At 67.9% G+C, this 23,247-nt stretch carries 21 protein-coding genes and 4 pseudogenes; 18 read left to right on the top strand and 7 right to left on the bottom strand.

Features of this window, described 5'->3' with window-relative positions; genetic code table 11:
• Positions 1-34 precede the first annotated feature (34 nt).
• Positions 35-817 (top strand): LLM class flavin-dependent oxidoreductase, encoded by a 783-nt coding sequence (locus Q8S30_RS08895; RefSeq protein WP_084739644.1) that lies wholly within the window; start codon positions 35-37, stop codon positions 815-817.
• Positions 814-1,023, top strand: a pseudogene (locus tag Q8S30_RS08890) (IS6 family transposase); the annotation flags it as partial. The gene Q8S30_RS08895 and the pseudogene Q8S30_RS08890, both read left to right, overlap by 4 nt.
• Before the next feature lie 117 nt (positions 1,024-1,140).
• On the opposite strand, the gene Q8S30_RS08885 reads toward Q8S30_RS08890, so the two are convergent.
• From Q8S30_RS08885 to Q8S30_RS08875, 3 genes are all read right to left on the bottom strand, one after another.
• Positions 1,141-1,920 (bottom strand): SDR family oxidoreductase, encoded by a 780-nt coding sequence (locus tag Q8S30_RS08885; RefSeq protein WP_305665650.1) that lies wholly within the window; start codon positions 1,918-1,920, stop codon positions 1,141-1,143.
• Between the two features lie 102 nt (positions 1,921-2,022).
• Complete coding sequence (locus Q8S30_RS08880) at positions 2,023-3,396, bottom strand: ATP-binding protein (protein WP_305665649.1); 1,374 nt, start codon at positions 3,394-3,396, stop codon at positions 2,023-2,025.
• Positions 3,393-4,052, bottom strand: coding sequence for a response regulator transcription factor (locus Q8S30_RS08875; RefSeq protein ID WP_305665648.1), 660 nt, complete (start codon positions 4,050-4,052; stop codon positions 3,393-3,395). The genes Q8S30_RS08880 and Q8S30_RS08875 overlap by 4 nt, the downstream gene beginning before the upstream one ends.
• A gap of 139 nt (positions 4,053-4,191) precedes the next feature.
• Between Q8S30_RS08875 and Q8S30_RS08870 the strand changes: the two genes are divergently transcribed.
• The 7 genes from Q8S30_RS08870 (at position 4,192) to Q8S30_RS08840 (ending at position 11,930) form a co-directional block, all read left to right on the top strand.
• Complete coding sequence (locus tag Q8S30_RS08870; protein WP_305665647.1) at positions 4,192-4,509, top strand: PepSY domain-containing protein; 318 nt, start codon at positions 4,192-4,194, stop codon at positions 4,507-4,509.
• Positions 4,502-5,839, top strand: coding sequence for a ferredoxin reductase family protein (locus Q8S30_RS08865; RefSeq protein ID WP_305665646.1), 1,338 nt, complete (start codon positions 4,502-4,504; stop codon positions 5,837-5,839). Before Q8S30_RS08870 ends, Q8S30_RS08865 begins: the two co-directional genes overlap by 8 nt.
• A gap of 143 nt (positions 5,840-5,982) precedes the next feature.
• Positions 5,983-6,354 (top strand): hypothetical protein, encoded by a 372-nt coding sequence (locus Q8S30_RS08860; RefSeq protein ID WP_305665645.1) that lies wholly within the window; start codon positions 5,983-5,985, stop codon positions 6,352-6,354.
• A gap of 75 nt (positions 6,355-6,429) precedes the next feature.
• Positions 6,430-6,900, top strand: a complete 471-nt coding sequence (locus Q8S30_RS08855; protein WP_305665644.1) for a DUF2271 domain-containing protein — start codon at positions 6,430-6,432, stop codon at positions 6,898-6,900.
• A 12-nt stretch (positions 6,901-6,912) separates the two neighbouring features.
• Positions 6,913-9,117 carry a PepSY domain-containing protein gene (locus Q8S30_RS08850; RefSeq protein WP_305665643.1) on the top strand — a complete coding sequence of 735 codons (2,205 nt, stop codon included), beginning with the start codon at positions 6,913-6,915 and terminating at the stop codon, positions 9,115-9,117.
• Positions 9,098-10,060 (top strand): FAD:protein FMN transferase, encoded by a 963-nt coding sequence (locus Q8S30_RS08845; RefSeq protein ID WP_305665642.1) that lies wholly within the window; start codon positions 9,098-9,100, stop codon positions 10,058-10,060. The genes Q8S30_RS08850 and Q8S30_RS08845 overlap by 20 nt, the downstream gene beginning before the upstream one ends.
• A 16-nt stretch (positions 10,061-10,076) precedes the next feature.
• Positions 10,077-11,930 (top strand): heavy metal translocating P-type ATPase, encoded by a 1,854-nt coding sequence (locus Q8S30_RS08840; RefSeq protein ID WP_305665641.1) that lies wholly within the window; start codon positions 10,077-10,079, stop codon positions 11,928-11,930.
• Between the two features lie 8 nt (positions 11,931-11,938).
• Here Q8S30_RS08840 and Q8S30_RS08835 read toward each other — a convergent pair.
• The 4 genes and pseudogenes from Q8S30_RS08835 to Q8S30_RS08820 all read right to left on the bottom strand — a co-directional run.
• Positions 11,939-12,742, bottom strand: a pseudogene (locus Q8S30_RS08835) (ABC transporter ATP-binding protein); the annotation flags it as partial.
• A pseudogene (locus Q8S30_RS08830) lies at positions 12,722-13,106 on the bottom strand (ABC transporter permease); the annotation flags it as partial. The pseudogenes Q8S30_RS08830 and Q8S30_RS08835, both read right to left, overlap by 21 nt.
• Positions 13,103-14,054, bottom strand: a pseudogene (locus Q8S30_RS08825) (ABC transporter permease). The pseudogenes Q8S30_RS08830 and Q8S30_RS08825, both read right to left, overlap by 4 nt.
• A gap of 10 nt (positions 14,055-14,064) precedes the next feature.
• Positions 14,065-14,337, bottom strand: a complete 273-nt coding sequence (locus tag Q8S30_RS08820) for a hypothetical protein (RefSeq protein WP_305665640.1) — start codon at positions 14,335-14,337, stop codon at positions 14,065-14,067.
• Between the two features lie 304 nt (positions 14,338-14,641).
• Between Q8S30_RS08820 and Q8S30_RS08815 the strand changes: the two genes are divergently transcribed.
• The 9 genes from Q8S30_RS08815 to Q8S30_RS08775 all read left to right on the top strand — a co-directional run bounded on the left by Q8S30_RS08815 (position 14,642) and on the right by Q8S30_RS08775 (position 23,107).
• The gene (locus Q8S30_RS08815) at positions 14,642-15,727 is read left to right on the top strand and encodes a LacI family DNA-binding transcriptional regulator (protein WP_305665639.1); all 1,086 of its coding nucleotides are present in this window, start codon (positions 14,642-14,644) and stop codon (positions 15,725-15,727) included.
• A 4-nt stretch (positions 15,728-15,731) separates the two neighbouring features.
• Positions 15,732-16,742: an ABC transporter substrate-binding protein gene (locus tag Q8S30_RS08810; RefSeq protein ID WP_305665638.1), complete on the top strand. Its 1,011-nt coding sequence runs from the start codon at positions 15,732-15,734 to the stop codon at positions 16,740-16,742.
• A gap of 55 nt (positions 16,743-16,797) precedes the next feature.
• Positions 16,798-17,601, top strand: coding sequence for an ABC transporter permease (locus Q8S30_RS08805; protein ID WP_305665637.1), 804 nt, complete (start codon positions 16,798-16,800; stop codon positions 17,599-17,601).
• Between the two features lie 4 nt (positions 17,602-17,605).
• Complete coding sequence (locus Q8S30_RS08800; protein WP_305665636.1) at positions 17,606-18,391, top strand: ABC transporter permease; 786 nt, start codon at positions 17,606-17,608, stop codon at positions 18,389-18,391.
• Positions 18,392-18,401: 10 nt separating this feature from the next.
• Positions 18,402-19,436 carry an ABC transporter ATP-binding protein gene (locus Q8S30_RS08795; RefSeq protein WP_305665635.1) on the top strand — a complete coding sequence of 345 codons (1,035 nt, stop codon included), beginning with the start codon at positions 18,402-18,404 and terminating at the stop codon, positions 19,434-19,436.
• Complete coding sequence (locus Q8S30_RS08790) at positions 19,437-20,243, top strand: phosphodiesterase (RefSeq protein WP_305665634.1); 807 nt, start codon at positions 19,437-19,439, stop codon at positions 20,241-20,243.
• A 159-nt stretch (positions 20,244-20,402) separates the two neighbouring features.
• The gene (gene nirK, locus Q8S30_RS08785) at positions 20,403-21,554 is read left to right on the top strand and encodes a copper-containing nitrite reductase (RefSeq protein ID WP_305665633.1); all 1,152 of its coding nucleotides are present in this window, start codon (positions 20,403-20,405) and stop codon (positions 21,552-21,554) included.
• A gap of 63 nt (positions 21,555-21,617) precedes the next feature.
• On the top strand, positions 21,618-22,427 hold the full coding sequence (locus tag Q8S30_RS08780) for an SUMF1/EgtB/PvdO family nonheme iron enzyme (protein WP_305665632.1): 810 nt from the start codon (positions 21,618-21,620) through the stop codon (positions 22,425-22,427).
• Positions 22,428-22,486: 59 nt separating this feature from the next.
• Positions 22,487-23,107, top strand: a complete 621-nt coding sequence (locus tag Q8S30_RS08775; RefSeq protein WP_305665631.1) for a YdeI family protein — start codon at positions 22,487-22,489, stop codon at positions 23,105-23,107.
• Positions 23,108-23,247: the final 140 nt, after the last annotated feature.

The raw sequence follows: 23,247 nt of genomic DNA, 5'->3' as shown, positions 1-23,247 counted from the left end.
GACATCGCGCCTAAGGGCGTCCGCTTTTTGGAAGTTGCCTATTTTGGTTCGCGGGTGCGGCGAATGTCCGGTTGAATCCTTTCCGCTGTTTGGTCATGCGTTGGATGATTACGACGGTCTTTTTGCTGAAAAACTTCAGCTCTTGATGGCGGTGAACGATGCTGAACACATAAGCTGGCCCCGCACGAAACATTTGCCTGCGGTCGATCATCAGGGCGTCTATCCGCGTCCCTATCAGGACAAGCTGCCGATCTGGCTGGGCGTGGGAGGCACCCCGCAATCTGCGGTGCGGGCCGGAAAACTTGGCCTGCCCCTTGCGCTTGGCATAATAGGTGGCGAACCAGTACGGTTTGCGCCTTTGTTCGATCTTTACCGTGCTGCCGCCAGCAAGGCGGGGCACGACCCGGCCAGCCTTGAAACCTCACTGAATGTGCATGGGTTTGTGGCCGAAACCAGTCAAGCCGCCCGCGATATTTACAGTGGCCCGCATAACGAGGTCATGACCCGACTTGGCGCAGAACGTGGATGGACCCCGGCAACCCGTGAACAGTTTGATACCATGAGCGGCCCCAGCGGCGCGTTGTTCGTGGGCGGACCCGCAGAGCTGACCGACAAGATCCTCGCCCATCATGAAATTTTCGGCTTTACCCGGATTACCATTCAGATGGCGATCGGGCGGCTCGATCACAAATCCTTGATGAACGCGATCGAGATTCTGGGAACTCGCGTCGCTCCGGATGTCCGCAAGGCGCTGGGGGGCACTGTCAGAGCAAAACTCTTGCGTGGGTCTGGACGGCGGCCTAGCCTGAACGGATGACAAAACTTTCCCCGTTTCGGTACTTCAAGACGTCGCCCGAAATCATCCGCCTGGCTGTGATGATGTATGTACGGTTCCCCCTTTCACTGCGCAACGTCGAAGATCTTCTGCACGAGCGCGGCATCGACATATGCCGCGAGACGGTACGGTTCTGGTGGAACCGGTTCGGCCTGATGTTTGCTGAAGAGACACGACGAAAGCGCGTCCCAAATGCGTGAGTCGTTTAAGATCAATGCTTTACGGCCCAGAGAAGGTTCGACCGCAGTCGCGTTCCCTCCGCCACTTGCCCCCACGTCGCGCCCCGCCATGCACGATGCCGCCCCTTAGCCGGGGGTCGCGGCAGAGCCGGCGAGCAGGCCGCCGTCGATGGTGATCTCTGTGCCTGTCACATAGCTCGCCTCGTCCGAGGCGAGCATGAGCGCGATAGCGGCGACCTCTTGGGGCGTTCCGAACCGCTGCAGCGGCGTGTCGGCGACCAAGGCCTGCATCTTCGCCGCGCGGTCCGGGCCGGTACCCAGCATCGGCTCCCAGATCGGGGTCAGGATGGCGGCGGGGTGGATCGAGTTGCAGCGGATCTTCCAGCCCTGCTGCGCGCAATAGAGCGCGACGGTCTTGGAGTGATTGCGGATCGCCGCCTTGGACGAGGCATAGGCCGCGGCCATCGGAATGCCGACCAGTCCCGAGCGCGACGAGATGTTGATGATCGAGCCGGTGCCGCGCTGCTTCATCGCGCCGATGGCATAGCGGCAGCCAAGGAAGGTTCCGTCGAGGTTCACGCGGTGGACCGCGCGCCAATCCTCAAGGCTGGCATGTTCGGGATCGTGGGGCACCATCCCCTGCTCGAACCCGGTGACGCCGGCATTGTTGACAACCACGTCCGCGGTCGGCACGAGGCGGGCCAGCCGTTGCCAGTCTGCCTCCTCGCGCACATCGAGCCGTTCGAAGCGGCAGCCGATGGCGGCGGCAGCGGCGGCCCCGGTGGTGTCGTCAATGTCAGTGAGGATGACGGCGGCGCCTTCGGCATGGAAGCAGGCGGCGATGGCCTGGCCGATGCCGCGCGCCGCGCCAGTGATGACGCAGGTCTTGGAAGTCAGTCGGTGCATGAGAGCCTCGAAACAGGGTGCAGTCAGCGGATCACTCCGCGGGGTGGCCGTGCTTAGCGGTGGTGCTGGATCATGTCGAACTCCTCCGGGGCTGCGGCCTGGTTACCCCGGCTGCCCGGGTTTCGCAACGCCGGGGGCCTTTCCCGCATCCGCCCCCGGCAGCGTTACCGAGGCCTCGAAGCCCGAGGGCGCCCCCGGTCTCGGGGAGCGCAGGACCAGCGGGCTGTCGATGCGGTCTGCGATGGCGGCGACGATGGCAAGGCCGAGGCCGCTGCCATCGGTGCTGGCATCGGCGCGCTCGAAGCGGGCGGTCAGGCGGGTGAGGGTCTCGGGGGGCAGGACGGGCCCGTCATTGGCGACGATCAGCTGCCCGCCGGGCGTCAGCGTCACTTCGACCGGGGCGGTCTTGGCGCCGTGCCGGACGGCGTTGTCCACGAGGTTGCGGCAGAGGATGCCGAAGGCGTCGGGGTCGAGGTCCGACATCACCGGCGCCGGTGGCAGCGTCAGCACAATGCGGCCAGGCGCACAGGTGCGGGCGATATCCTCGACCACGATGCGCGCGATGGGGCGCAGATCGGCGCTGTGGTTCAGCCGGAGCTGGCCGCCCTCGGCCCGGGCCAGCTGCATCAGGCGCTCGGAAAGCCGGGTGAGCCGTTTGAGCGTGGCCTCGATCTCACCCGCACGGGCGGCGGCGGCGGGATCGCGGGTTTCGGTCTGCAGGCGCTGCGCCTGCGCGATGGCGCCGGCGAGTGGGGTGCGCAGCTCATGCGCAGCATTGGCGGCGAAGCTGCGTTCCGCCTCGAAGGTGGCCTTCAGCCGGGCGAGCAACCCGTTGAGGGTCACGGCAACCGGGGCAATCTCGGACGGAATGCCCTCGCCGGGGACGGGCGAGAGGTCGCGGGCCGTGCGCGCCTCCAGCTGGCCGCGAAAGCGCCGCAGCGGGGCGAGGCTTGCGCGGACGGCCAGCACGATGCACAGGAGCGCCAGCGGCACCACCACCAGCAGCGGCAGGCCGAGGCCCATCTGGATCTCACGCGCGACATCGGCGCGGTGGTCCAGCGGCTCTGCGACGGTGATCCGGACCGTTCCCTGCACGGCCTCATCGCTGAACAGCCGGTGGGTTGCGGTCCGCCGAAAGCCGGGGCCGTCATAGGCCGGGAAGACCGCCGGGTCGGCGGCATGGGATTGCAGCAAGATCCGCCCCTCGGCATCGCGCACGATATAGGTGAAGAACTCGTCATGCGAGCGGATCGCGCCAAGGTGCTGTGTCACGCCATCCTCGTCGCGCCCGACGATATCCACCACCGCCAGCGGTAACAGGCGCTGCGCGGTTTCCTGCAGGGCGGAGTCGAAGACCTCGTCCATCTCATGGCGCAAGATCAGCGCCGTGACAGAGGCGGCGGCGATCCACAGCACCGTCAGCAGCGCCCCCAGCGACAGCGCCAGCCGCGCCTGCAGGCTGCGCGGCAGCGTCATGGTTTGCCCAGCCGGTAGCCCATGCCGCGTTCCGTCTCGATCACCGCGCTGCCCAGCTTCTTGCGCAGGCGGCTGACATGCACCTCGATGGTGTTGCTCTCCACCTCGGCATCGAAGGCGTAGAGCTTTTCCTCGAGCTGCGCCTTGGACAGAAGCTGGCCGGGGCGCGACAGGAAGGCCTCGAACAGCGCCCATTCGCGGGCGGTCAGCTGCACCGGCTTGCCCTCGCGGCGGATGCTGCGGGCGGCAAGGTCGATGTCCAGCGGGCCGTGGCTGATGATCGGGTTGGGATTGCCGGAGTAGCGCCGGGCGACCGATCCGATGCGGGCCGACAGCTCCGACAGGTCGAACGGCTTCACAAGGTAGTCGTCGGCGCCCGCGTTCAGCCCCTCGATCCGGTCCGACACCTGATCGAGCGCGGTGAGGATGATGACCGGCGTCACGTCGCCGCGCGCGCGCAGGGCCTTGAGGAAGCCGATGCCGCGGCCATCGGGCAGCATCAGGTCCAGCAGCAGCAGGTCATAGGTGGCGCCCGCCATCGCATCGCCCGCCGCATCCAGCCGCGTGACCCAGTCCACCGACTGCCCGTCGCCCGCGATCTGGTCGCGCACGGCGGCGCCCAGAACCGTGTCGTCCTCGATCAGCAGGATGCGCATGTCTGTTTCCTTTTCGCTGACCTTTCCTGACTGGCCCGGCTGACGCAAGGCTGACGGCGCCGTGGTCCTTGCTTCAGGCTGCCGTCAGCTTCGCCGCGCATAGGGAGTGGCAACGGGCCCGCATCGTGGAGTTTGGCTGATGAAGAAGACATTGACAATTCTCGGCTTTCTCGCGGTCTTTCCGGCCGGGGTCGCGTTGGCGGATGACGATTGCTTCGTGCCGATGGCCGACTGGCAGCCGCGGGATGCCGTGGCGCGGCTGGCCGAGGAGAACGGCTGGTCGGTGCGGCGGATCAAGATCGACGATGGCTGCTATGAGATTGACGGCACCGATGCGACCGGGCGCCGGATCGAGGTGACGGTCGATCCTGCGACGCTGGAGGTGATCGAGTTCGAATATGAGGACGAGGATGACGATCACCGCCGCCGGGATCGGAGCACGCCGAGCCATGACTGAGCGTGCAACCCTTGCGCCGGGCCGTCTGTCCATCCCCCGCGTCCCGGCCCTTGGCAGCCCGCTGATCTGGGCCGGCCCCGCTCTGGTCGCACTCATCTGCTGTGGGGCGGCGGTGCTCGGCTACATCACCTATGCGCCCTACGGATCCGAGGCCGCCTTCGGCATCGCCGTCGGGGCAGGGGCTGTTGTTGCCATGGCCCAGACCCTGATCCTTGCCTCGCGCCCTCGGCTGCTGGAGCCGCTGTTCGGCGGGCTCGACCGCATGTACCGGGCGCATAAATGGCTGGGGATCTCGGCCCTGGTGCTGATGATCCTGCACAGCCAGATCGAGCCAGACTTCGAGCGGGTGGTGCGTGAGACCGATCTGGGTGAACTGGCGAGCGAGGTTGGCGAGCTCGCGTTCAACGCGCTGCTGGCGCTGATCGCGGTCAGCTGGTTCCGGCGCTTGCCCTTCGTGGGGCTGGAGATCCCCTATCAGATCTGGCGGTTCAGCCATCAGTTCATGGGCCTGCTGTTCGCCGTCATCGTGTTCCATCAGTTCTTCGTCGATCTGCCCACCGGCGTCGATCCGTCGCTCTCGCTGCTGCTGAATGGCTTCGGCCTCGCTGGTGTGGTGGCCTGGCTTCATACCGAGTTCCTGGCCCCAAGCCTGCGGCGACGGGAGTTTACCGTCAGCGCGGTCACTCCGCACGGCGACACCACCCTGGTGACATTGGCGCCCAAAGGCCGCGCGATGCGCTGGCGGCCGGGACAGTTCGCCTTTGTCCGCGCGTCCGAGGCGGGACTGTCCGAGCCGCATCCCTTCACCATCGCCAGCGCCCCGCGCGCGGACGGCTCGCTGAGCCTGTGGGTCCGGGCGCGGGGCGACTGGACGCGGCGCCTGCCGGGCGCGCTGCGCGCGGGCATGGGGGTGCAGGTCGAGGGGCCCTATGGCCGCTTCAACTTTCGCAAGGGCGGCGCGCGGCAGGTCTGGCTGGCGGGCGGCGTCGGCATCACCCCCTTCGTGGCCTGGGCCGAGAGCCTGACTGCGGCAGACCGGCAGGGCATCCACCTTGTCTATGCCGTCCGCACGCCGGAGGAGGCCGTCGGGGTCGAAACGCTGGCCGCCGCGGCGGCGCGCAACCCGCGCTTCAGCTATCAGGTGGTGGCCTCGGCGCGCGACGGCCGGCTGACGGCCGAGGGGCTGACCCAGTCCGCGCCCTTCCCGCTGCGCGAGGCCGATCTGTGGTTCTGCGGCCCTGCGGGCCTGAAGGACGGCATCCTTGCGGGGTTAAAGGCACAAGGCCAGTCGCCGCGGCGGGTGCGGTTCGAACATTTCGAGTTTGCCTGAGGGCCTCGCCACCCAAACGCCCCGCCGTTCCGGCGGGGCGTTTTCATCCTGACAGCAAGCTGAAGCGGGAATCACCGCGCTGTCAGGAAGCTCTCAGGTCGGGTCTGCACATTGGACCCAGCAACCGAACAGGAGACACTGCCATGAGAAAGACACTTGCCCTGCTTGTCGCCTCCACCGCGCTGACGGCCACCCTTGGCTTTGCGGCTTGGAGCATGACGCGCGGCCCCGCAGACGCCGGATCGCGGCCCGTTGCCGCGCTGTCCGAGGATGGGACACCGGCGCTGCCGCTGATCCTGATCAGCGATGATGACGATGACGACGACGATGATAACCGCAAAGGGTTTTGGCGGGGGCATGACGATGATGATGACGATGACTGCGACGATGACGATGATGACGATGAGGGCGGCTGCCGGGGCGGCGCCCGCAATCCCGCGCCCGCCGGCAGCAAGCTGCCTCCGCAGAACGGCCTCTTCGGAACCGGCGCCCCGCCGCAGGTTCAGGTGAACTGAGCGCCGCTGCGGCGCGGCGGAAGCTGCTGCGCCGCACGTTCCATCTGCATCCCCCTCTGACCCCGGAGATCCCCGATGAAATCCCTTCTCGCAGCCCTTGCGCTGACCACGGCGCTGACCCTTCCCGGCCTCGCCGCGGCGCGCCCGGTCACGCTGACCACCACGCTGAGCAGCTATGGCGGCGATGGCGCCTATCTCGCGCTCTATGTCACCGATCCGTCCGGCGCCTATGCGGGCAGCCTGTGGATGGCGGGCCACAAGTCGAAATATTACGAGCACCTGAACGACTGGTATCGCGCCACCGGCGGCGACACCGCGCAGGTCGATGGCATCACCGGTGCCAGTGTCGGCGCGGGCCGGACGCTGGAGATCACGCTCGACCTCGCCGATGCGCTGTTCGATGCGGGCTACACCCTGCATATCGACGCCGCGGTCGAGGATATGCGCGACAGCCCGAACGAGGTGGCCGTGCCGCTGACGACGGCGGGCGCGGGCACGCCCGTGCAGGGCCGCCGCTACGTCGCCAGTTTCGCGTACGACATGTAAGGGCATAGGGCCATGATCCGCGCACTCCATCGCTGGCCGGGTCTCCTGGCGCTGGCGCTTGTCACGCTGCTGGCGCTCAGCGGCGCGGCGCTGTCGGTGTTTCCGGCCGCCGAGCGGCTGGCCGCGCCCCAGGCCGAGGCGGGGCTGACCGTCGCCACGCTGGCGGAGCGTATCTTGGCGGTCTATCCGGGGGTGGAGCAGATCCGCCGTGCGCCCTCGGGCCAGATCACCGCCTATTGGTTCGATCAGGGCGCGCCCGGTGCGGCCGTGATCGACCCGGCCACCGGGGCAGGCGTGGGCTCTGCCGACCCCAACCAGACCGAGCGCTGGCTGACGAGCCTGCACCGCTCGCTGTTCCTCGACGACACCGGCCGCCTGGTGATGGCGGCGGGCGCGGCGGCGATGCTGGTGCTGGCGCTGTCGGGCACGGCGCTGGTGCTGCGGCGCATGGGCGGTTGGCGGCGCTGGTTCGCGCCATTGCGCGGGCCGCTGGCCGGGCAGCTGCATGTAAAGATCGCGCGGGTTGCGGTGCTGGGGCTGCTGCTGTCCTCGGCCACCGCGCTGTGGATGACCGCCTCGACCTTCGGGCTGCTGCCGGATGGTGCCGCCGCGCTGGCCATGCCAGAAGTCAGCGGCCAGACGGGCGCGGAGATCGCCCGGATGCCAGCACTGGAGGCGACGCCGGTGGCAGAGCTGCGGGCGCTGAACTTCCCCTATCCCGGCGACGCGACGGATGTCTTCACGCTGAAGACAGATCAGGGCACCGGCTATCTGGATCAGGGCACTGGCGCGCTGGTTGGCTGGGCCGATCTGAGCGGCTGGGAGCGCGTTTCGGAAACCATCTACATGCTGCACACAGGTCAGGGCGCTGCCGCGCTTGGACTGCTGCTGGGGCTGATGGCGCTTGGCGTGCCGATGATGGGCGCGACGGGCATGCTGATCTGGCTGGCCGGGCGCCGCGGGCGGCCGCGCATCCGCGGCAACCAGCCTGCGGGAAGGGCCGAGACCATCCTGCTGGTCGGCAGTGAGGGCGGCAGCACTTGGGGCTTTGCCGCGACGCTGCATGCCGCCCTCACCGCGGCCGGGCACAGCGTCCACGTTGCGCCGATGTCCGCTTTCGCGCCGGGCAGCTATGCGCGGGCCAAGCGCGTCATCGTGCTGGCCGCGACCTATGGGAACGGCGATGCCCCGGCTTCGGCCAAGGGGTTCCTGGACCGGCTGGCGGCGCTGGACTCCGCGCCCGGGATGCCGCTGGCGGTGCTGGGGTTCGGCGACCGCAGCTTTGCCGACTATTGCGCCTTTGCGCAGGCGGTGGTGATGGCGGCACGGGCCAAGGGTTGGGCCGAGCTGCTGCCCTTCGAAACGGTTGACCGCCAGTCGCCGCAGGATTTCGCCCGCTGGGGCCGCGCACTTGGGGAGGTGCTAGGGGCACCGCTGGAACTGGCGCACCAGCCGGTCCTGCCTGCGACACAGATCCTCACCCTGATCTCGCGCCGCGACTATGGCGTCGAGGTGCAGGCCCCGACCGCGATCCTGCGCTTTGCGCTGCCGAAAGCGACACTCTGGCAGCGGCTGACCGGGGCGGGCTTCGCGCGCTTCCATGCGGGCGACCTGATCGGCATCCTGCCCGAAGGCTCCCCCGTGCCGCGCCTTTACTCGCTGGCCTCGGCCCGCCGCGACGGATTTGTCGAGATCGTGGTGAAACGGCAGCCGGGGGGCCTGTGCTCCGGCCAACTCACTGCGCTGGAGCCGGGAGACACCATCACCGCCTTCCTGCGCCCCAATCCGGGGTTCCAGCCGGGCAAGGGCCGGGCGCCGCTGATCCTGATCGGCGCGGGCACCGGCATCGGCCCCTTGGCGGGCTTCGTGCGCGGCAATGCGCGGCACCGGCCGATCCATCTGGTCTTCGGGATGCGGCACCCGGACAGCGATTTCCTTTATGGCGAGGAGATCGCGGGCTGGCAGCGCGAAGGCCTGCTGACCCGGCTGGTCACCGCCGTCTCTCGCGGCAAGCGCCCGCTCTATGTGCAGGATGCGCTGCGCGGCGAAGCCGCCGAGGTGGCGCGGCTGATCGGGGACGGCGCGCGCGTCATGGTCTGCGGCGGGCGGGGGATGGCGGCGGGGGTGGCGGAGGCGTTGGCCGAGATTCTGGCGCCCCTCGGGCTGACGCCCGCGGCGTTGAAGGCAGAGGGGCGCTATGTCGAAGATGTTTACTGACCTGCGGCGCCATGCCCTAAACGGCCCGACGATGGGCACCTGCTGGTCGGCGCTGGTCTTCGCGCCTGCCGGGTGCGATCCGGAGCCGGTCCGCTTGGCCCTGCAGGCGGCGGTCGATGAGGTGGACACCCAGATGTCCAGCTGGAAGCCCGGCAGCGACGTGACGCGCCTGAACGTGGCGCCGGTGGGGGAATGGGTCGCGGTGCCGGACCGGCTGCGGCAGGTTCTGGCCATGGGGCTGCAGATCGGCCGCGCCTCGGGCGGGGCGTTCGATATCAGCATGGGTGATGCGGTCCGGGCCTGGGGATTTGGGCCGGAGGCTGCCGCGCCAGAGCGGATCCGGGAGGCGATGCGCGCGGGCCGGATGCTGGCGCATGAGGTGCTGGAGATGGACGCGGGCCTTGTGCGGAAACGGGCCCCCCTGACGCTCGACCTCAACGGCATCGCCAAGGGCTACGGCGTGGACCGGTTGGCCGAAACGCTGGTGCAGCATGGCCTTCCCGCTGGCCTCGTCGGCATCGACGGTGAGATGCGGGCGCTTGGCTCGCGACCGGGCGGCGAGCCCTGGACCGTCGCCGTCGAGGCGCCAGACCCGGAACGCCGCGCGCCCCATTCCATCCTTGCGCTGCAGGACGCCGCCGTGGCGACCTCGGGCGATTACCGGCACTGGGTGGAGGTGCAGGGCCGCCTGCTGTCGCATACGATGGACCCGGCCCGCGGCGCGCCGCTGCTGGCGCCGCCCGCCTCGGTGACGGTGGTCCATGCCAGTTGCATGCAGGCGGATGCCTGGGCGACGGCGCTGATGGTCATGGGAAGCTTGGAGGGCGCGGCAATGGCGCGTAAGCAAGGGCTGGGCGCGCTGTTCATCGACCGGATGGGCGATGGCTTCCGCGAAACCCGGGTGGGGCGGCTGTTCGAAAACAATCCCGGAGATGGGACATGACGCAGGAGATATGCAGATGACTCCGTTGGTGCGTGATCGCATGAACATCGTCCTGCTGGGGCTGGCGCTGCTGGGGCTGGTCACCGGCCTTGGCCTTTGGCTCGCCGGGCAGCCGCAGCTGGCCGGGCCGGTCTGGGCGGCGGGCGTTGTCCCGGTGCTGGCGGCGCTCTGTGTGGAAATCCTGCGCAGCTTGCGCCAAGGCGAGGTCGGGCTCGACATCGTCGCCGCGCTGTCGATGTCGGCGGCGCTGCTGGTCGGCGAGACGCTGGCGGCGGCGGTGGTCGCGCTGATGTATTCGGGCGGCACCTTCCTGGAAAGCTTCGCGCAAGGCCGGGCCCGGCGCGAAATGAGCGATCTTCTGTCCCGCGTGCCCCGCAGCGCCACCCGCCACCGGAACGGCGCGCTGGAGGAGGTGACGCTGGACGCAATCGCGCCGGGCGATCTGCTGCTGATCCGGCAGGGCGATGTGGCCCCGGTGGACGGCACGGTGGACAGCGCGGGCGCGATGCTGGACCAGTCGGCGCTGACCGGCGAGTCGATGCCCATGCGCTTGGCGCGAGGGGCGGAGGTGATGAGCGGCTCGACCAATGCCGGCGAAGCCTTCGACCTGCGGGCCACGCGGGCAGCGGCCGACAGCACCTATGCCGGGATCGTGCGGCTGGTCGAGGCGGCGCAGGCCTCCAAGGCGCCGATGGCCCGGCTGGCGGATCGCTATTCGCTGCTGTTCCTGGCGGTGACGGTCGCGCTGGCGACGGCGGCTTGGTGGTTCACCGGCGATCCGATCCGCGCGGTTGCGGTGCTGGTGGTGGCGACCCCCTGCCCGCTGATCCTGGCGGTGCCGGTGGCGCTGGTGGCCGGGCTGTCACGGGCGGCGCATTTCGGGGTGCTGATCAAGGGCGCGAAACCGCTGGAGGCGCTGGCGCGGATCAAGACCCTGATCCTCGACAAGACCGGCACGCTGACCGACGGGCGGCCGCAGATCGTGCGGATCGACCGGCTTGGCGCGCTGTCCGAGGAGGAGATCCTGCACTTCGCCGCGGCGCTGGATCAGGCTTCCAAACACCCGGTTGCGCAGGCGATTGTCGCCGCGGCGCAAGACCGGGGCATCGACCTGCCGGTTCCGGAAAACGTGGTGGAAACCCCCGGGGAGGGCGTCGCGGGAACCATCGACGGGCGGCGGGTCATCGTCGGGGGCGCTGCGTTCGTCGCCGCGCAGGCGGGGGTCGCGATTCCCGAAGCCGCGGTCATTGCGGCGGGGGCGGTGGTGGTGTCGCTTGCAGTGGATGGCAAGTTGGTGGGGCATCTGGTGATGGCCGACGCGCTGCGGGCTGGCACCGCGGACCTGCTGGCGGGGCTGCGCCGGCTGGGGGTTGCGCGCATCGTCCTGGCCACAGGCGACCGCCGCGCCGTGGCCGAGGCGGTGACCGAGGGGCTGGGGCTCGATGCGGTGCGCGCCGATCTGGCGCCCGACCAGAAGGTCGCGCTGGTGCTGGCAGAGCGCGCGGGCGGCCCGGTGATGATGGTGGGCGACGGCGTCAACGATGCGCCCGCGCTGGCGGCGGCTGATGTCGGCGTGGCGATGGGCGCGCGGGGGGCGGCAGCCTCGGCCGAGGCGGCGGATGTGGTGCTGCTGGTCGATCATCTGGATCGGCTGCTGCCGGGGATTGAGATCGCACAGCGGTCCCGCCGCATCGCGATGGAGAGCGTGGTGGCCGGGATCGGCCTGTCGGTGCTTGGCATGATCGCCGCGGCCTTCGGCTACCTGACCCCGGTGCAAGGCGCGCTGCTGCAAGAAATGATCGACGTGGCGGTGATCCTGAACGCGCTGCGGGCGCTCAGGATCAAGCCGGGACAAACTGCGGCGAGCTGACCGCCGCTTCAGTTCCCGCCCGCCGCCATCTTGCGATGCGCGATCACCTCTTCCAGCCAGCCCTGCCGCATCTCGGGGGCCGAGGACAGCAGCAGGTCGGTGTAGTCGTCGAAGGGCGGGGCCAGCACCTCGGCCTTTGGCCCGCTGCGCACCACCTTGCCGCGATACATCACCGCGATCTGGTCGGCGATGGCGCGCACCGTGGCCAGGTCGTGGGTGATGAACAGATAGGCCACCCCTTCCTCGCGCTGCAGGTCCAGCAGCAGCTTGAGGATCCCGTCCGCCACCAGCGGATCGAGCGCCGATGTCACCTCGTCGCACAGGATCGGCCGTGGTTTGGCCGCCAGCGCCCGGGCGATGCAGACCCGTTGCTTCTGCCCGCCCGACAGCTCTGCCGGGTAGCGGTCGGCGAACCCGGCGCCCAGTTCGATCTCTTCCAGCAGTTCGAGGATGCGCTTGCGCTTTTCCGCGCCGCGCAGGCCGAAATAGAATTGCAGCGGCCGCCCGATGATGGTGCCGACCGTCTGGCGCGGGTTCATCGCCGTGTCAGCCATCTGGTAGATCATCTGCAGCTCGCGCAGGTCGTCCTGGCTGCGGCCGGCAAGCTTCGGGGGCAGGGCGCGCCCGTCGAAGAGGATCTCGCCCTGGGTCGGCGGCAAGAGCCCGGTGATGGCGCGGGCCAGCGTGGACTTGCCCGACCCGCTTTCGCCCACCACCGCCAGCGTCTGCCCCGGTGCCAGATCGAGCGTGATGTCGCGCAGCACATCCACCGGCACGCCGGGATAGCGGGCGGTGACGCCGCGGATCGACAGCAGCGCGGTTGTCCCCGGCGGCGCTGGGATCGACATCATCAGATCCACCAGCCGCGACAGCGCCTGATCGACCCAGCCCCCGGCGACCGCGGCCAGAAAGCCAAGGACGACCCCGGTGATGAAGGCGATCAGCGTTGCGCAGGCGGCGACGAAGATCGTGACCCGCCCGCCCCAGATCATCCGTGACAGCAGATCGCGCCCGATGGAGTCGGCCCAGCCAATGGGTGGGGGACATCGGCTCCCACACATCGCCGACCACCTCGGCCATGCCATAGGGCGACAGCCAGGGCGCCAGGATTGCGGCCAGAAAGAAGGCGGCGGTGAACAGCAGGCCCAGAAGGGCCGAAATCGGGATACGGGTCATTTGGGATGCCTCAGCCGCGGATTGGCCAGAAGCGCGACGATATCCGCGGTCATGTTCATGCCGATATAGACGGCCGCAAAGACAAGCCCGCAGGCCTGGACCACCGGCACATCGCGTTTGGAGACGTGATCGACCAGATATTGCCCCATCCCGGGATAGACGAACACCACCTCGACCACGACGACGCCGACCACCAGATAGGCGAGGTTCAGCATCACCACATTGATGATCGGGGCGATGGCATTGGGCAGGGCGTCGCGCGAGATGATGGTGAAGCGGCGCAGGCCCTTCAGCTCTGCCATCTCGATATAGGCCGATTGCATCACGTTGAGGATCGCGGCCCGCGTCATCCGCATCATGTGGCCCAGAACCATCACCAGCGCGGGCAGCGCGATGGCCTGCAGCTGTTCGCCAAGGCTCATCCCGTCATAGATGGTTGAGACCGAGGGGAAGACCCGGAACTGCACCGCAAAGAGGAACATAGCGATGTAGCCCAGCATGAACTCCGGCACCGACACCGTCGCCAGCGTCACGCCCGAGATCACCTTGTCGGGCCAGCGGCCCTGATAGCGCACGGACACGAGGCCGAGGATCAGCGCCAGCGGCACCGCGATGATCGCGGTGGTGCCGGCAAGGAACAGCGTGTTGCCAAGCCGGTGCGACATCGCCGTGGCAATGTCCTGCCCATTGCTGAGCGCGCTGCCAAGATCGCCCTGAAGCGCCCCGACGAGCCAGGAGATACCGGGTCAGCGCGGGTTCATCCAGCCCCAGCTCGGCCCGCAGGTTCGCCAGCGCCTGCGGCGTGGCCGACTGGCCCAGGATCGACTGGGCCACATCGCCGGGAAGGATCTGGGTTCCGGCAAAGATCAGCGCCGAGGCCGCCAGCAGCAGGACGAGGCCCAACGCAATGCGTTGGGCCACCAGTCCAAGAAGAGAGCCCGCGTTCACGCGCGCACCCTCAGGCGAACCAGCATTTATGCGGGGCGTAGCCGTTCATCAGATCCTGCGTCGGATCGTTGATCCAGCCCTGCAGGTCGTTGGTATTGGCCGAGATGAAGTTGTTGAACATCGGCAGGATCAGCCCGCCCTCATCGCGCACCAGATAGGCCATCCAGGAATACATCTCGCGCCGTCTCGCCTCGTCCAGCTCGCCCTTGGCGTCGTTCAGAAGCGCGTCGAATTCGGGGTTGTTTAAGCGGGTGTCGTTCCAGTCCGGTTGCGTCCGCCGCATCGGCCGGGAACAGCGCCTCGGAGCGATCAAGGAACGCGAGGATCCCGTCTTCGGAAGGCATCGGGCGGGGCAGGGTGGTCGGGGGGCATGTATCTGTCATGCCCGCAAGCATCGGCGAGGCTGCGGCGCTTTGCAATTTCCCTTGACTGGGGTGCTGATCGCTTGCGGAGTGTCTGGCCCGCACTGGGTCGAGGGGACAGCCGAGATAGCTTCGCGGGTGCAAAGCCTGTTTTCCGCCGCTGTCATATTCCTGTGTGGATTCGCGCTCTACAAGGTGTGGAAACGTTTCCACAGGGCCGAAACCATGACCCAAAAATCCGCCATCACCATCAAGGACGTTGCGCAGGCGGCGGGATGCGGTGTGGCGACGGCCAGCCGGGTGCTGAACAACTCGGGTTCCGCCAGCGCCGATGTGCGCGAACGGGTCGAGACGGCAGCGCGCGAGCTGGGGTTCAGCTTCTCTGCCATCGGCCGCGCCCTGCAAAGCCGCCGGTCGATGACCATTGGCTGCCTTGTGCCCTCGCTCGCCAACCCGGTCTTTGCGGAAGCCGTGCAGGGCGTGCAGGCGGAATTGCAGGGCTCGGGCTACCAGCTGCTGATCTCCTGCTCCAACTATGATGAGGCCGCGGACGGTGCCGCCATCGAGATGCTGCTGTCCAAGGATACCGACGCGCTGATCGCCACGATGGTCGCGCCCGACCGCAGCCCGGCCCTGCAGCTTGCGTCCAAGCGCGGTGTCCCGGTGGCGCTGATGTTCCATGATCCGCTTGACGGGTTCGTCACCTCCTATGTGGATAATGTCGAGGCGGCGCGCGAGGTGGCCCGCCAGTTCGCCGGGCTCGGCCACCGGCGCACCGGCTTCCTCGCCCTGCGCTTTTCGACTTCGGACCGCTCGCGCAACCGCTATGCCGGGTTTCTGGCCGAGTGCCGGGCAAGGGGCCTGCCGGACCCGGCGCTGATCGAGATCGGCGAGGGCGAGGCCCGCCAGCCAGAGCGCCTTGCCGTGATCCTGGGCCAGCATCCCGGGCTGACGGCGATCTTCGCCTCGAACGACTTCCTCGCCATCGCCCTGCAAAAGGCCGCGCGGCTGCTGGGTTGGCGCGTCCCGCAGGACATGTCGGTCGCCGGTTTCGACGGGATCGAGATCGGCCGCCTGCTCGAGGTGCCCCTGGCCACCATCGAAACCTCGCCCGAGGCGATGGGCCGTCAGGCTGCCCGGCTGCTGCTTGAAAGATTGCAAGGCGGCGCGCCCGTTCAGCCGCCCGCCTTGCCATTCCATTTCCGGGCCGGGGCGACGCTTGCCCCGCCGACCCCGGGAAAAGGTGACGACGGTCGGGTTGCAGCCCAACCGCCGTCCGCTCCCCCTGCCGAAACCGCTCAACAAGGATGAACCGATGAAACATACCGTTCTTGCCGTTATCTTCGCAACGGCCATCGCCGCGCCCGCCTTTACCAAGGTTGCCTTTGCCGAAGACGCCGTCTGCTACAACTGCCCGCCGGAATGGGCGGACTGGGCCTCGATGCTGAAGGCGCTGGACGAACAGGCCGGCATCACCATGCCGCATGACAACAAGAACTCCGGCCAGACGCTCAGCCAGATGATCGCCGAAAAGGCCTCGCCCGTGGCCGATGTCGCCTATTACGGCGTGACCACCGGCATTCAGGCGATCAAGGAGGGCGTCGTTCAGCCCTACAAGCCCGCAGGGTTTGACGAGATCCCGGACGGGCTGAAAGACCCCGAGGGCAACTGGTTTGCCGTGCATTACGGCACGCTTGGCATGTTCGTGAACGTCGATGCGCTGGCCGGCGCGCCGGTGCCGCAATGCTGGGCCGACCTGACCAAGCCCGAATACAAGGCGATGGTCGGCTATCTCGACCCGGCTTCGGCCTTCGTGGGCTATGCCGGCGCGGTTGCCGTGAACCAGGCGTTCGGCGGCGATCTGACCAACTTCGACCCGGCGATCAAGTATTTCAACGATCTGGCCGCCAATAGCCCGCTGGTGCCCAAGCAGACCTCCTATGCCCGCGTCGTCTCGGGTGAGATCCCGATCCTGTTCGACTATGACTTCAACGCCTATCGCGCCAAATACAACGAGGGCGGCAATTACGAATTCGTGCTGCCCTGCGAAGGCACCATCCGCGTGCCCTATGTCATGAGCCTCTTGGCCGATGCCCCCCATGCCGAGGCCGGCAAGAAGGCGTTGGACTTCATCCTCTCGGACGAAGGTCAGGCGATCTGGACCAATGCCTACCTCAAGCCGGCCCGTCCGGTGGAACTGCCCGCTGACGTGGCCGGCCGCTTCCTGCCCGACAGCGACTATGAGCGGGCCGTGGCCGTGGACTATGCGGCGATGGCCGCGGCGCAGGCTGCCTTCGGCGAGCGCTACCTGTCCGAAGTGAAGTAACCAGCAAAAGGGCAGGGCGGTCGCGCCCTGCCCAACCCATTCCAAGGAATTCCCCATGTCTTCCCGGCAGTTCGTTGCCCTGTGCCTCGTGCCTCTCGCAATCTTCGCGCTGACCTTCCTGGCGCTGCCGCTGGTGCGGCTGGTCCTTGCCTCGGGCGAGGGCGAGGCCGGCTGGGGCATCTACTGGCAGATCCTGCACACGCCCCGCTACCTGACGACGCTGGTGCAGACGGTTCTGGTGTCGGTCTGCGTCACCATCGCCGCGCTTGTCGTGTCCACCACCGCCGGGCTGTTCCTGACCCGCAACCGCTTTCGCGGGCGGGCGGTGCTGCTGTCGATCCTGACGCTGCCGCTGGCCTTTCCGGGCGTCGTCGTGGGCTTCATGATCATCTTGCTGGGCGGACGGCAGGGGCTGTTCAACACCATCTTCCCCGGCCATGTGGTCTTTGCCTATTCGATCTTCGGGCTGTTCCTCGGCTATCTCTATTTCTCGATCCCCCGCGTGCTGCTGACGGTAATGGCGGCTGCCGAAAAGATCGATCCTGCGTTGGAGGAGGCGGCCCGCACGCTGGGCGCGCCGCCGCACCGGGTGCTGCGCGATGTGCTGATCCCGGCGCTGGCGCCCGCGCTGGTCGCCGCCGGCGCGATTGCCTTTGCCACCGCGATGGGGGCCTTTGGCACCGCCTTCACGCTGGCCACCAATATCGATGTGTTGCCGATGGTGATCTACACCGAGTTCACGCTGTCGGCGAACATCGCCATGGCCGCCGCCCTGTCCGTCCTGCTGGGCATCGTCACTTGGGGAATGCTGTTCCTGGCCCGCAGCTTCTCGGGCTCCACTATCGCGGCGGGGGGCTGAGGCCATGCGGATGGGAAAAGCCCTGCAACTGGCGGTGACGCTGCTGGCGGCCGCCTTCCTGCTCGTGCCGACGATCCAGTCGGTTCTGGCGGGCGTGACGGTGAACTACTTCCAGGGCATCAGCTCTGGCCTGACGCTGGACTGGATTGGCGTGGTGTGGGAGCTTTACGCCTCGTCCATCTTCCTGTCGCTTGGCATCGCGCTGGCCTGCCTGTGCGTGACTCTGGTGATCGGCGTGCCCGCGGCCTATGCGCTTGCCCGCAACCCGGGCCGGCTGTCGCGCGCGGTGGAGGAGTTCATTTCCCTGCCGCTGGCCATTCCCGGCCTCGCGCTGGCGCTGGCGCTGCTGCAGCTCTACGGCAGCTACAAGGGCTTCCGGATGAGCTGGACCTTCATCCTCGTCGGCCATGTCCTCTACACGCTGCCCTTCATGGTGCGCTCCGTCCAATCGGTTCTGGCCGCCATCGACCTCAAGACGCTGGAAGAGGGCGCAGCCACCCTTGGCGCCGGCCCGGCGCGGCGGTTCTTCGATGTGGTGGTGCCGAATGCGCTGCCGGGCATTCTGGCGGGGGCGCTGACTGTCGTCACCCTCTCCATCGGCGAGTTCAACCTGACCTGGATGCTGCACACACCCTTCCTGAAAACCCTGCCCGTGGGGCTGGCCGACAGCTACGCCTCGATGCGGCTCGAAATCGCCTCGGCCTATACGCTGATCTTCTTCGTGATGATCGTGCCGCTGCTGCTTGCCATGCAATGGGCCAGCGCCCGCGCGCAGCAGATTACCAAATGAGGATCGCCCAATGACCCTGACCCTTCGCAACATCGCCAAGACCTATCCCGGCGGCACCCGCGCGCTGCTGCCGACCGACCTCGATATCGCCGAGGGCGAGATCGTGTCGCTGCTTGGCCCCTCGGGCTGCGGCAAGACCACGCTTTTGCGCATTATCGCGGGGTTGGAGACGGCCGATGCCGGGGCCGAGATCCGATTCAAGGACGATGACATGACCCACCAGCCGGTAGAGCGGCGGAAGGTGGGGATGGTGTTCCAGTCCTACGCCCTCTTCCCCAACATGTCGGTGCGCGGCAATATCGGCTACGGGCTGAAGATGCAGGGCCTGCCACGCGCGCAGATCGACGCACGGGTCGATGAGGTGATCGCGCTGTGCCGGCTGGAGCCCTATGCCGGGCGGGCGATCGGCGCGCTGTCGGGCGGGCAGCGGCAGCGGGTGGCGCTGGCCCGTGCCTTCGCGCCGCGCCCGCGCCTGCTGTTGCTGGATGAGCCGCTGTCGGCACTCGATGCTGCCCTGCGCGGGCAGTTGCGCGATGAGCTGGCGGCGCTGCTGCGCCAGTTTGGGATCACCGCGATCTTCGTGACCCATGATCAGGACGAGGCGATGGCGATTGCCGACAGGGTTGCGGTGATGAGCCAGGGCCGCGTTGCCCAGATCGGCACGCCCGAGGCGCTGTACCGGGCACCGCAAAACGCCTTCGTCGCGCGCTTTGTTGGTAACTCGATGCCCCTTGGCGGCCGGATCGAGGGCGATCAGCTGCACCTGCCGGGCGGCACTCTGGCGCTGGCTGCCCCGTCTGACGGCATGGCCGCCTTCGTGCGGGCCGAGGATGTGCGGCTCGCCCAGGACGGCCCGCTGACCGCCCGCGTCACCGCCGTCACCTTCCTTGGCACCCATTACCGCATCGCCCTAAGCGGCGCGACGGATCAGACCCTGTTCTGCCTGCATCAGGGCCAATCCGCCCCGAAGCCCGGCGAGACGGTGCGCCTTGCCATCGCGCCGCAATCCATTCTGACCCTGACCCCAGAGAAAGCCGCCGCCTGAATGCCCGCCTTCATCCAGATCAGCGATCCCCATATCGTGCCCGAAGGCCAGCTTGTCTGCGGCCAGTCCGACACCGTCACCGCGCTGCGCGCCGCCGTCGCCTCGATCAACGCGCGGCTGCCGGCGCTTGGCCCGGTCGACTGCGCCATCGTCACCGGCGATCTGACCGACGACGGCAGGTCCGAGGAATACGCCCTGTTTGCCGAGATCATGGCGGGCCTTGACCTGCCTTGGCTGGCAATCCCCGGCAACCATGACAGCCACACCGCCATGCGTGCGGCCTTTGCCGGTGCGGACTGGATGCCCGAGGCTGGCCCGATCCACTGGCTGCGCGACTTTGGCCCCTTCGCTGTGATCGGGCTCGACACGCTTTTGGACGGTGCCCATCATGGCTGGCTGGCGGACGAAGGCTTCACCTTCCTCGACCGCAGCCTGCGGTCCTTCGGGGATCGCCCGGTGGTGGTGGTGACGCATCACCCGTGGATGCAGTCCGGCATCCCCGCAATGGATGCTGACAACCTGCGCAACGGGGCGGCGCTGATGGATCGGCTGCAGGCGCATCCCGGCCCGGTTCGCATGATGTCCGGCCATGTTCACCGGGCCATGACCGGGCAGATCGGCAAGGTCACCTGCCAGATCGCGCCGTCAACCGCCCATGCCGTCCACCGCGACCTGCGCGCAGATGCGATTCACTCGCTGATCTTGGAGCCCGGCGCCGTGACGCTGCACACATGGGTTGAGGGGGCAGGGCTTGTATCCGACATCCTGCCCATCGGCCGCTTTCCCAGCCCAAGCCCCTTCGACTGACCCGCCTTGGGGCAACCGCCACCCGGCCCGTACCCACCGGCCCGGGACGGCGGCCCGATTGCCCCAAGGAACCGCGCCGAACGTTGCTGCATCACAACGAAGGCGACCGGGCTGCGGCCTAGATTTCGGGAAATGGTTCATTCTCGAAAGGAATATCAGATGCTGACCAGACGCGCTGCACTCATGGGGGCCGCACTGGTTGCCGCCTCGCCCTATGTCCTCAAGACATCTGCGGCCGCCGAAGAGGTGATGGACACCTCTGCCGCTGCCCCGGTCGATCTGTCTTCCATGACACGCCGCAAGGTGAAACTGGTCGCCCCGCCCTTCGTGCATGAGCATGAGCAGGTGGCGACGGTCGGGCCGCAGATCGTCGAGTTCGAGATGAAGATCATCGAGCAGGAGCTGCAGGTCGACGAGAATGCCTGGATCCAGGCGATGACGTTCAACGGTTCGGTCCCCGGCCCGATGATGGTGGTGCATGAGGGCGACTATGTTGAACTGACGCTGTTCAACCCGCCCGAGAACATGATGCAGCACAATATCGACTTCCATGCCGCCACCGGCGCGCTTGGCGGTGGGTCGCTGACGCTGGTCAACCCCGGCGAAAAGGCGGTGCTGCGCTTCAAGGCCACGCGGCCGGGGGTGTTCGTCTATCACTGCGCCCCCGGGGGCCCGATGATTCCGTGGCACGTCGTGTCCGGCATGTCGGGCGCGATCATGGTGCTGCCGCGGGACGGGCTGAAGGACCATCTGGGCAAGCCGGTCTCCTATGACCGGATCTACCATATCGGCGAGAACGACTTCTACATCCCGCGCGGCGACGACGGCGAATACATGCGCTTTGCCGATGCCGGCGAGGGCTATTCCGACATGCTGGAGGTGATGAACGGGCTGATCCCCTCGCATGTGGTGTTCAATGGCCGGGTCGGCGCACTGACCGGCACCGGCGCGCTGGTCGCCGAGCAGGGCGAGACAGTGCTGTTCGTGCACAGCCAGGCGAACCGCGACAGCCGCCCGCACCTGATCGGCGGGCATGGCGATCTGGTCTGGGAAAGCGGCAAGTTCAACAACGCGCCGGACCGCGATCTGGAAACATGGTTCATCCGAGGCGGCTCGGCCGGGGCGGCGCTCTACACCTTCTTGCAGCCGGGGGTCTATGCCTACGTGAACCACAACCTGATCGAGGCGGTGAACCTTGGTGCCACGGCCCATGTGATCGTCGGCGGCGACTGGAACAACGACCTGATGGAACAGGTGGTAGCCCCGGTCGAATATGACGTGCTGCACGAGGGGCGCACCGCCCTGCCGTGACCTCGCGTTGACGGGGCGGCTCCGGGGTTCCGGGGCCGCCCTCACCGTTTTCAGGAGCCTGCCATGACCACCCCCGCCGCGCTTGCCCTGCTGTTCGCCCTTGCCGTGATTGCGGGGGTAGCGGCCTTGCGTCCCGAGCCCGAGGCGACTCTCGCCGCGCCCGCAACCATCCGCATTGCCGCCGGTCCGCAGGAGTATCGCCCTGCCGGCGAGTTCCGCCAAGGCACCCGCATAGTCGATGCGCCGATGGAGCAGCGGGCGGCCGCCGCGCTGGACGTGATGAAATTCCATGTGAGTGAGGCCGACTACGCCCGCTGTGTGGCCGACCGCGACTGTCCGCAGCTGCCGGCCACCGGGCAGGCGGGGATGCCGCAGACCAACATCAACCATGCCGACGCGACCGCCTATGCCGCCTGGCTCTCGGCCCAAACCGGCGAGACTTGGCGCCTGCCCACCGATGCCGAATGGCTGCGCGCGGCGGGCGAGCGGGGCTTTGACGATGGATTCGCCGAGGACATGAACGGCGCCGACCCCTCGCGCCGCTGGATCGCCAGCTATCTGCGCGAGGTGGAGCTGCGCGGCGAGGCCGACATGCAGCCGCACCCGCAGGGGCATTTCGGGGAGAACGGGCTGGGGGTGGCCGACATCGCCGGAAATGTCTGGGAATGGACCGAAACCTGCTTCCAGAACGGCACCCTGACACCGGACGGCACCGCCATCGCCACCCGCAGCGACTATTGCGGCGTGCGGGCGGTGCAGGGCAAGCACCGCGCCTTCGTGATCGACTTCATCCGCGACGCCCGCTCGGGCGGCTGCGCCGCGGGCGTGCCGCCGGACTATCTTGGCTTCCGGCTGGTGCGGGATGCGGGCTGAGGTTGGCGGACGGGCGGATCGGCGGTAGGCTGCGGGTGTGACCGGGAGACCCGAGGCCGATGATCTCCGAGATCGAGGACTATTTCACCAAAGGCTGCGGCCGCTGTGAGCGTTTCGCCACGCCCGATTGCTCGGTGCTCGCCTGGCAGCGCGGGCTGACGGCGCTACGGGGCCTGTGTCTTGCGGCCGTGCTGACCGAGACGGTGAAATGGGGCCATCCCTGCTACACCCATGCCGGGCGCAACATCGCCATCATCGGGGCCTTCCGCGGCGACTTCCGCCTGAGTTTCTTCAATGCCGCGCTGATGAAGGATCCGGAGGGGGTGCTGGAAAAGCAAGGGCCGAACACCCGGCACGCGGACATGATCCGCTTTACGGGCAATGACCAGGTGGCGGGCAGGGCGTGGGTGATCGGCGCTTACCTGGCCGAGGCGAAGAGCTATGCCGAGGCGGGGCTGAGGCCCCCGAAGGACGACACCGTCCGCGAGTTGCCAGATGAGCTGATTGAAGCGATGGACGCCGACCCGGACCTTGCCGAGGCCTTCCACGCCCTCACCCCCGGGCGGCAGACCAGCTATGTGATCCACCTGTCCTCGGCCAAGACCTCTGCCACGCGGGTTGCCCGGATCGTGCGGGCAAGACCCAAGATCATGGCCGGCAAGGGCGCGATGGAGCGGTAACGCTATGGGCTTCTTTCGGCCAGGCGGGCGCCCGACGGACCTGAACGCCAGCCGTATCCCTACGCGTTTGACGGTTCCCGGAGGTGCGAGCCGCAGGGCGAGGGAGGCGCTTGCCCGAACCGGGCCATGCCCGCGGCCGC

The organism is Frigidibacter sp. (assembly GCF_030695035.1).
In the GTDB taxonomy this organism is placed as follows: domain Bacteria; phylum Pseudomonadota; class Alphaproteobacteria; order Rhodobacterales; family Rhodobacteraceae; genus Frigidibacter.
This window is presented reverse-complemented; position numbering and strand designations above follow the sequence as displayed.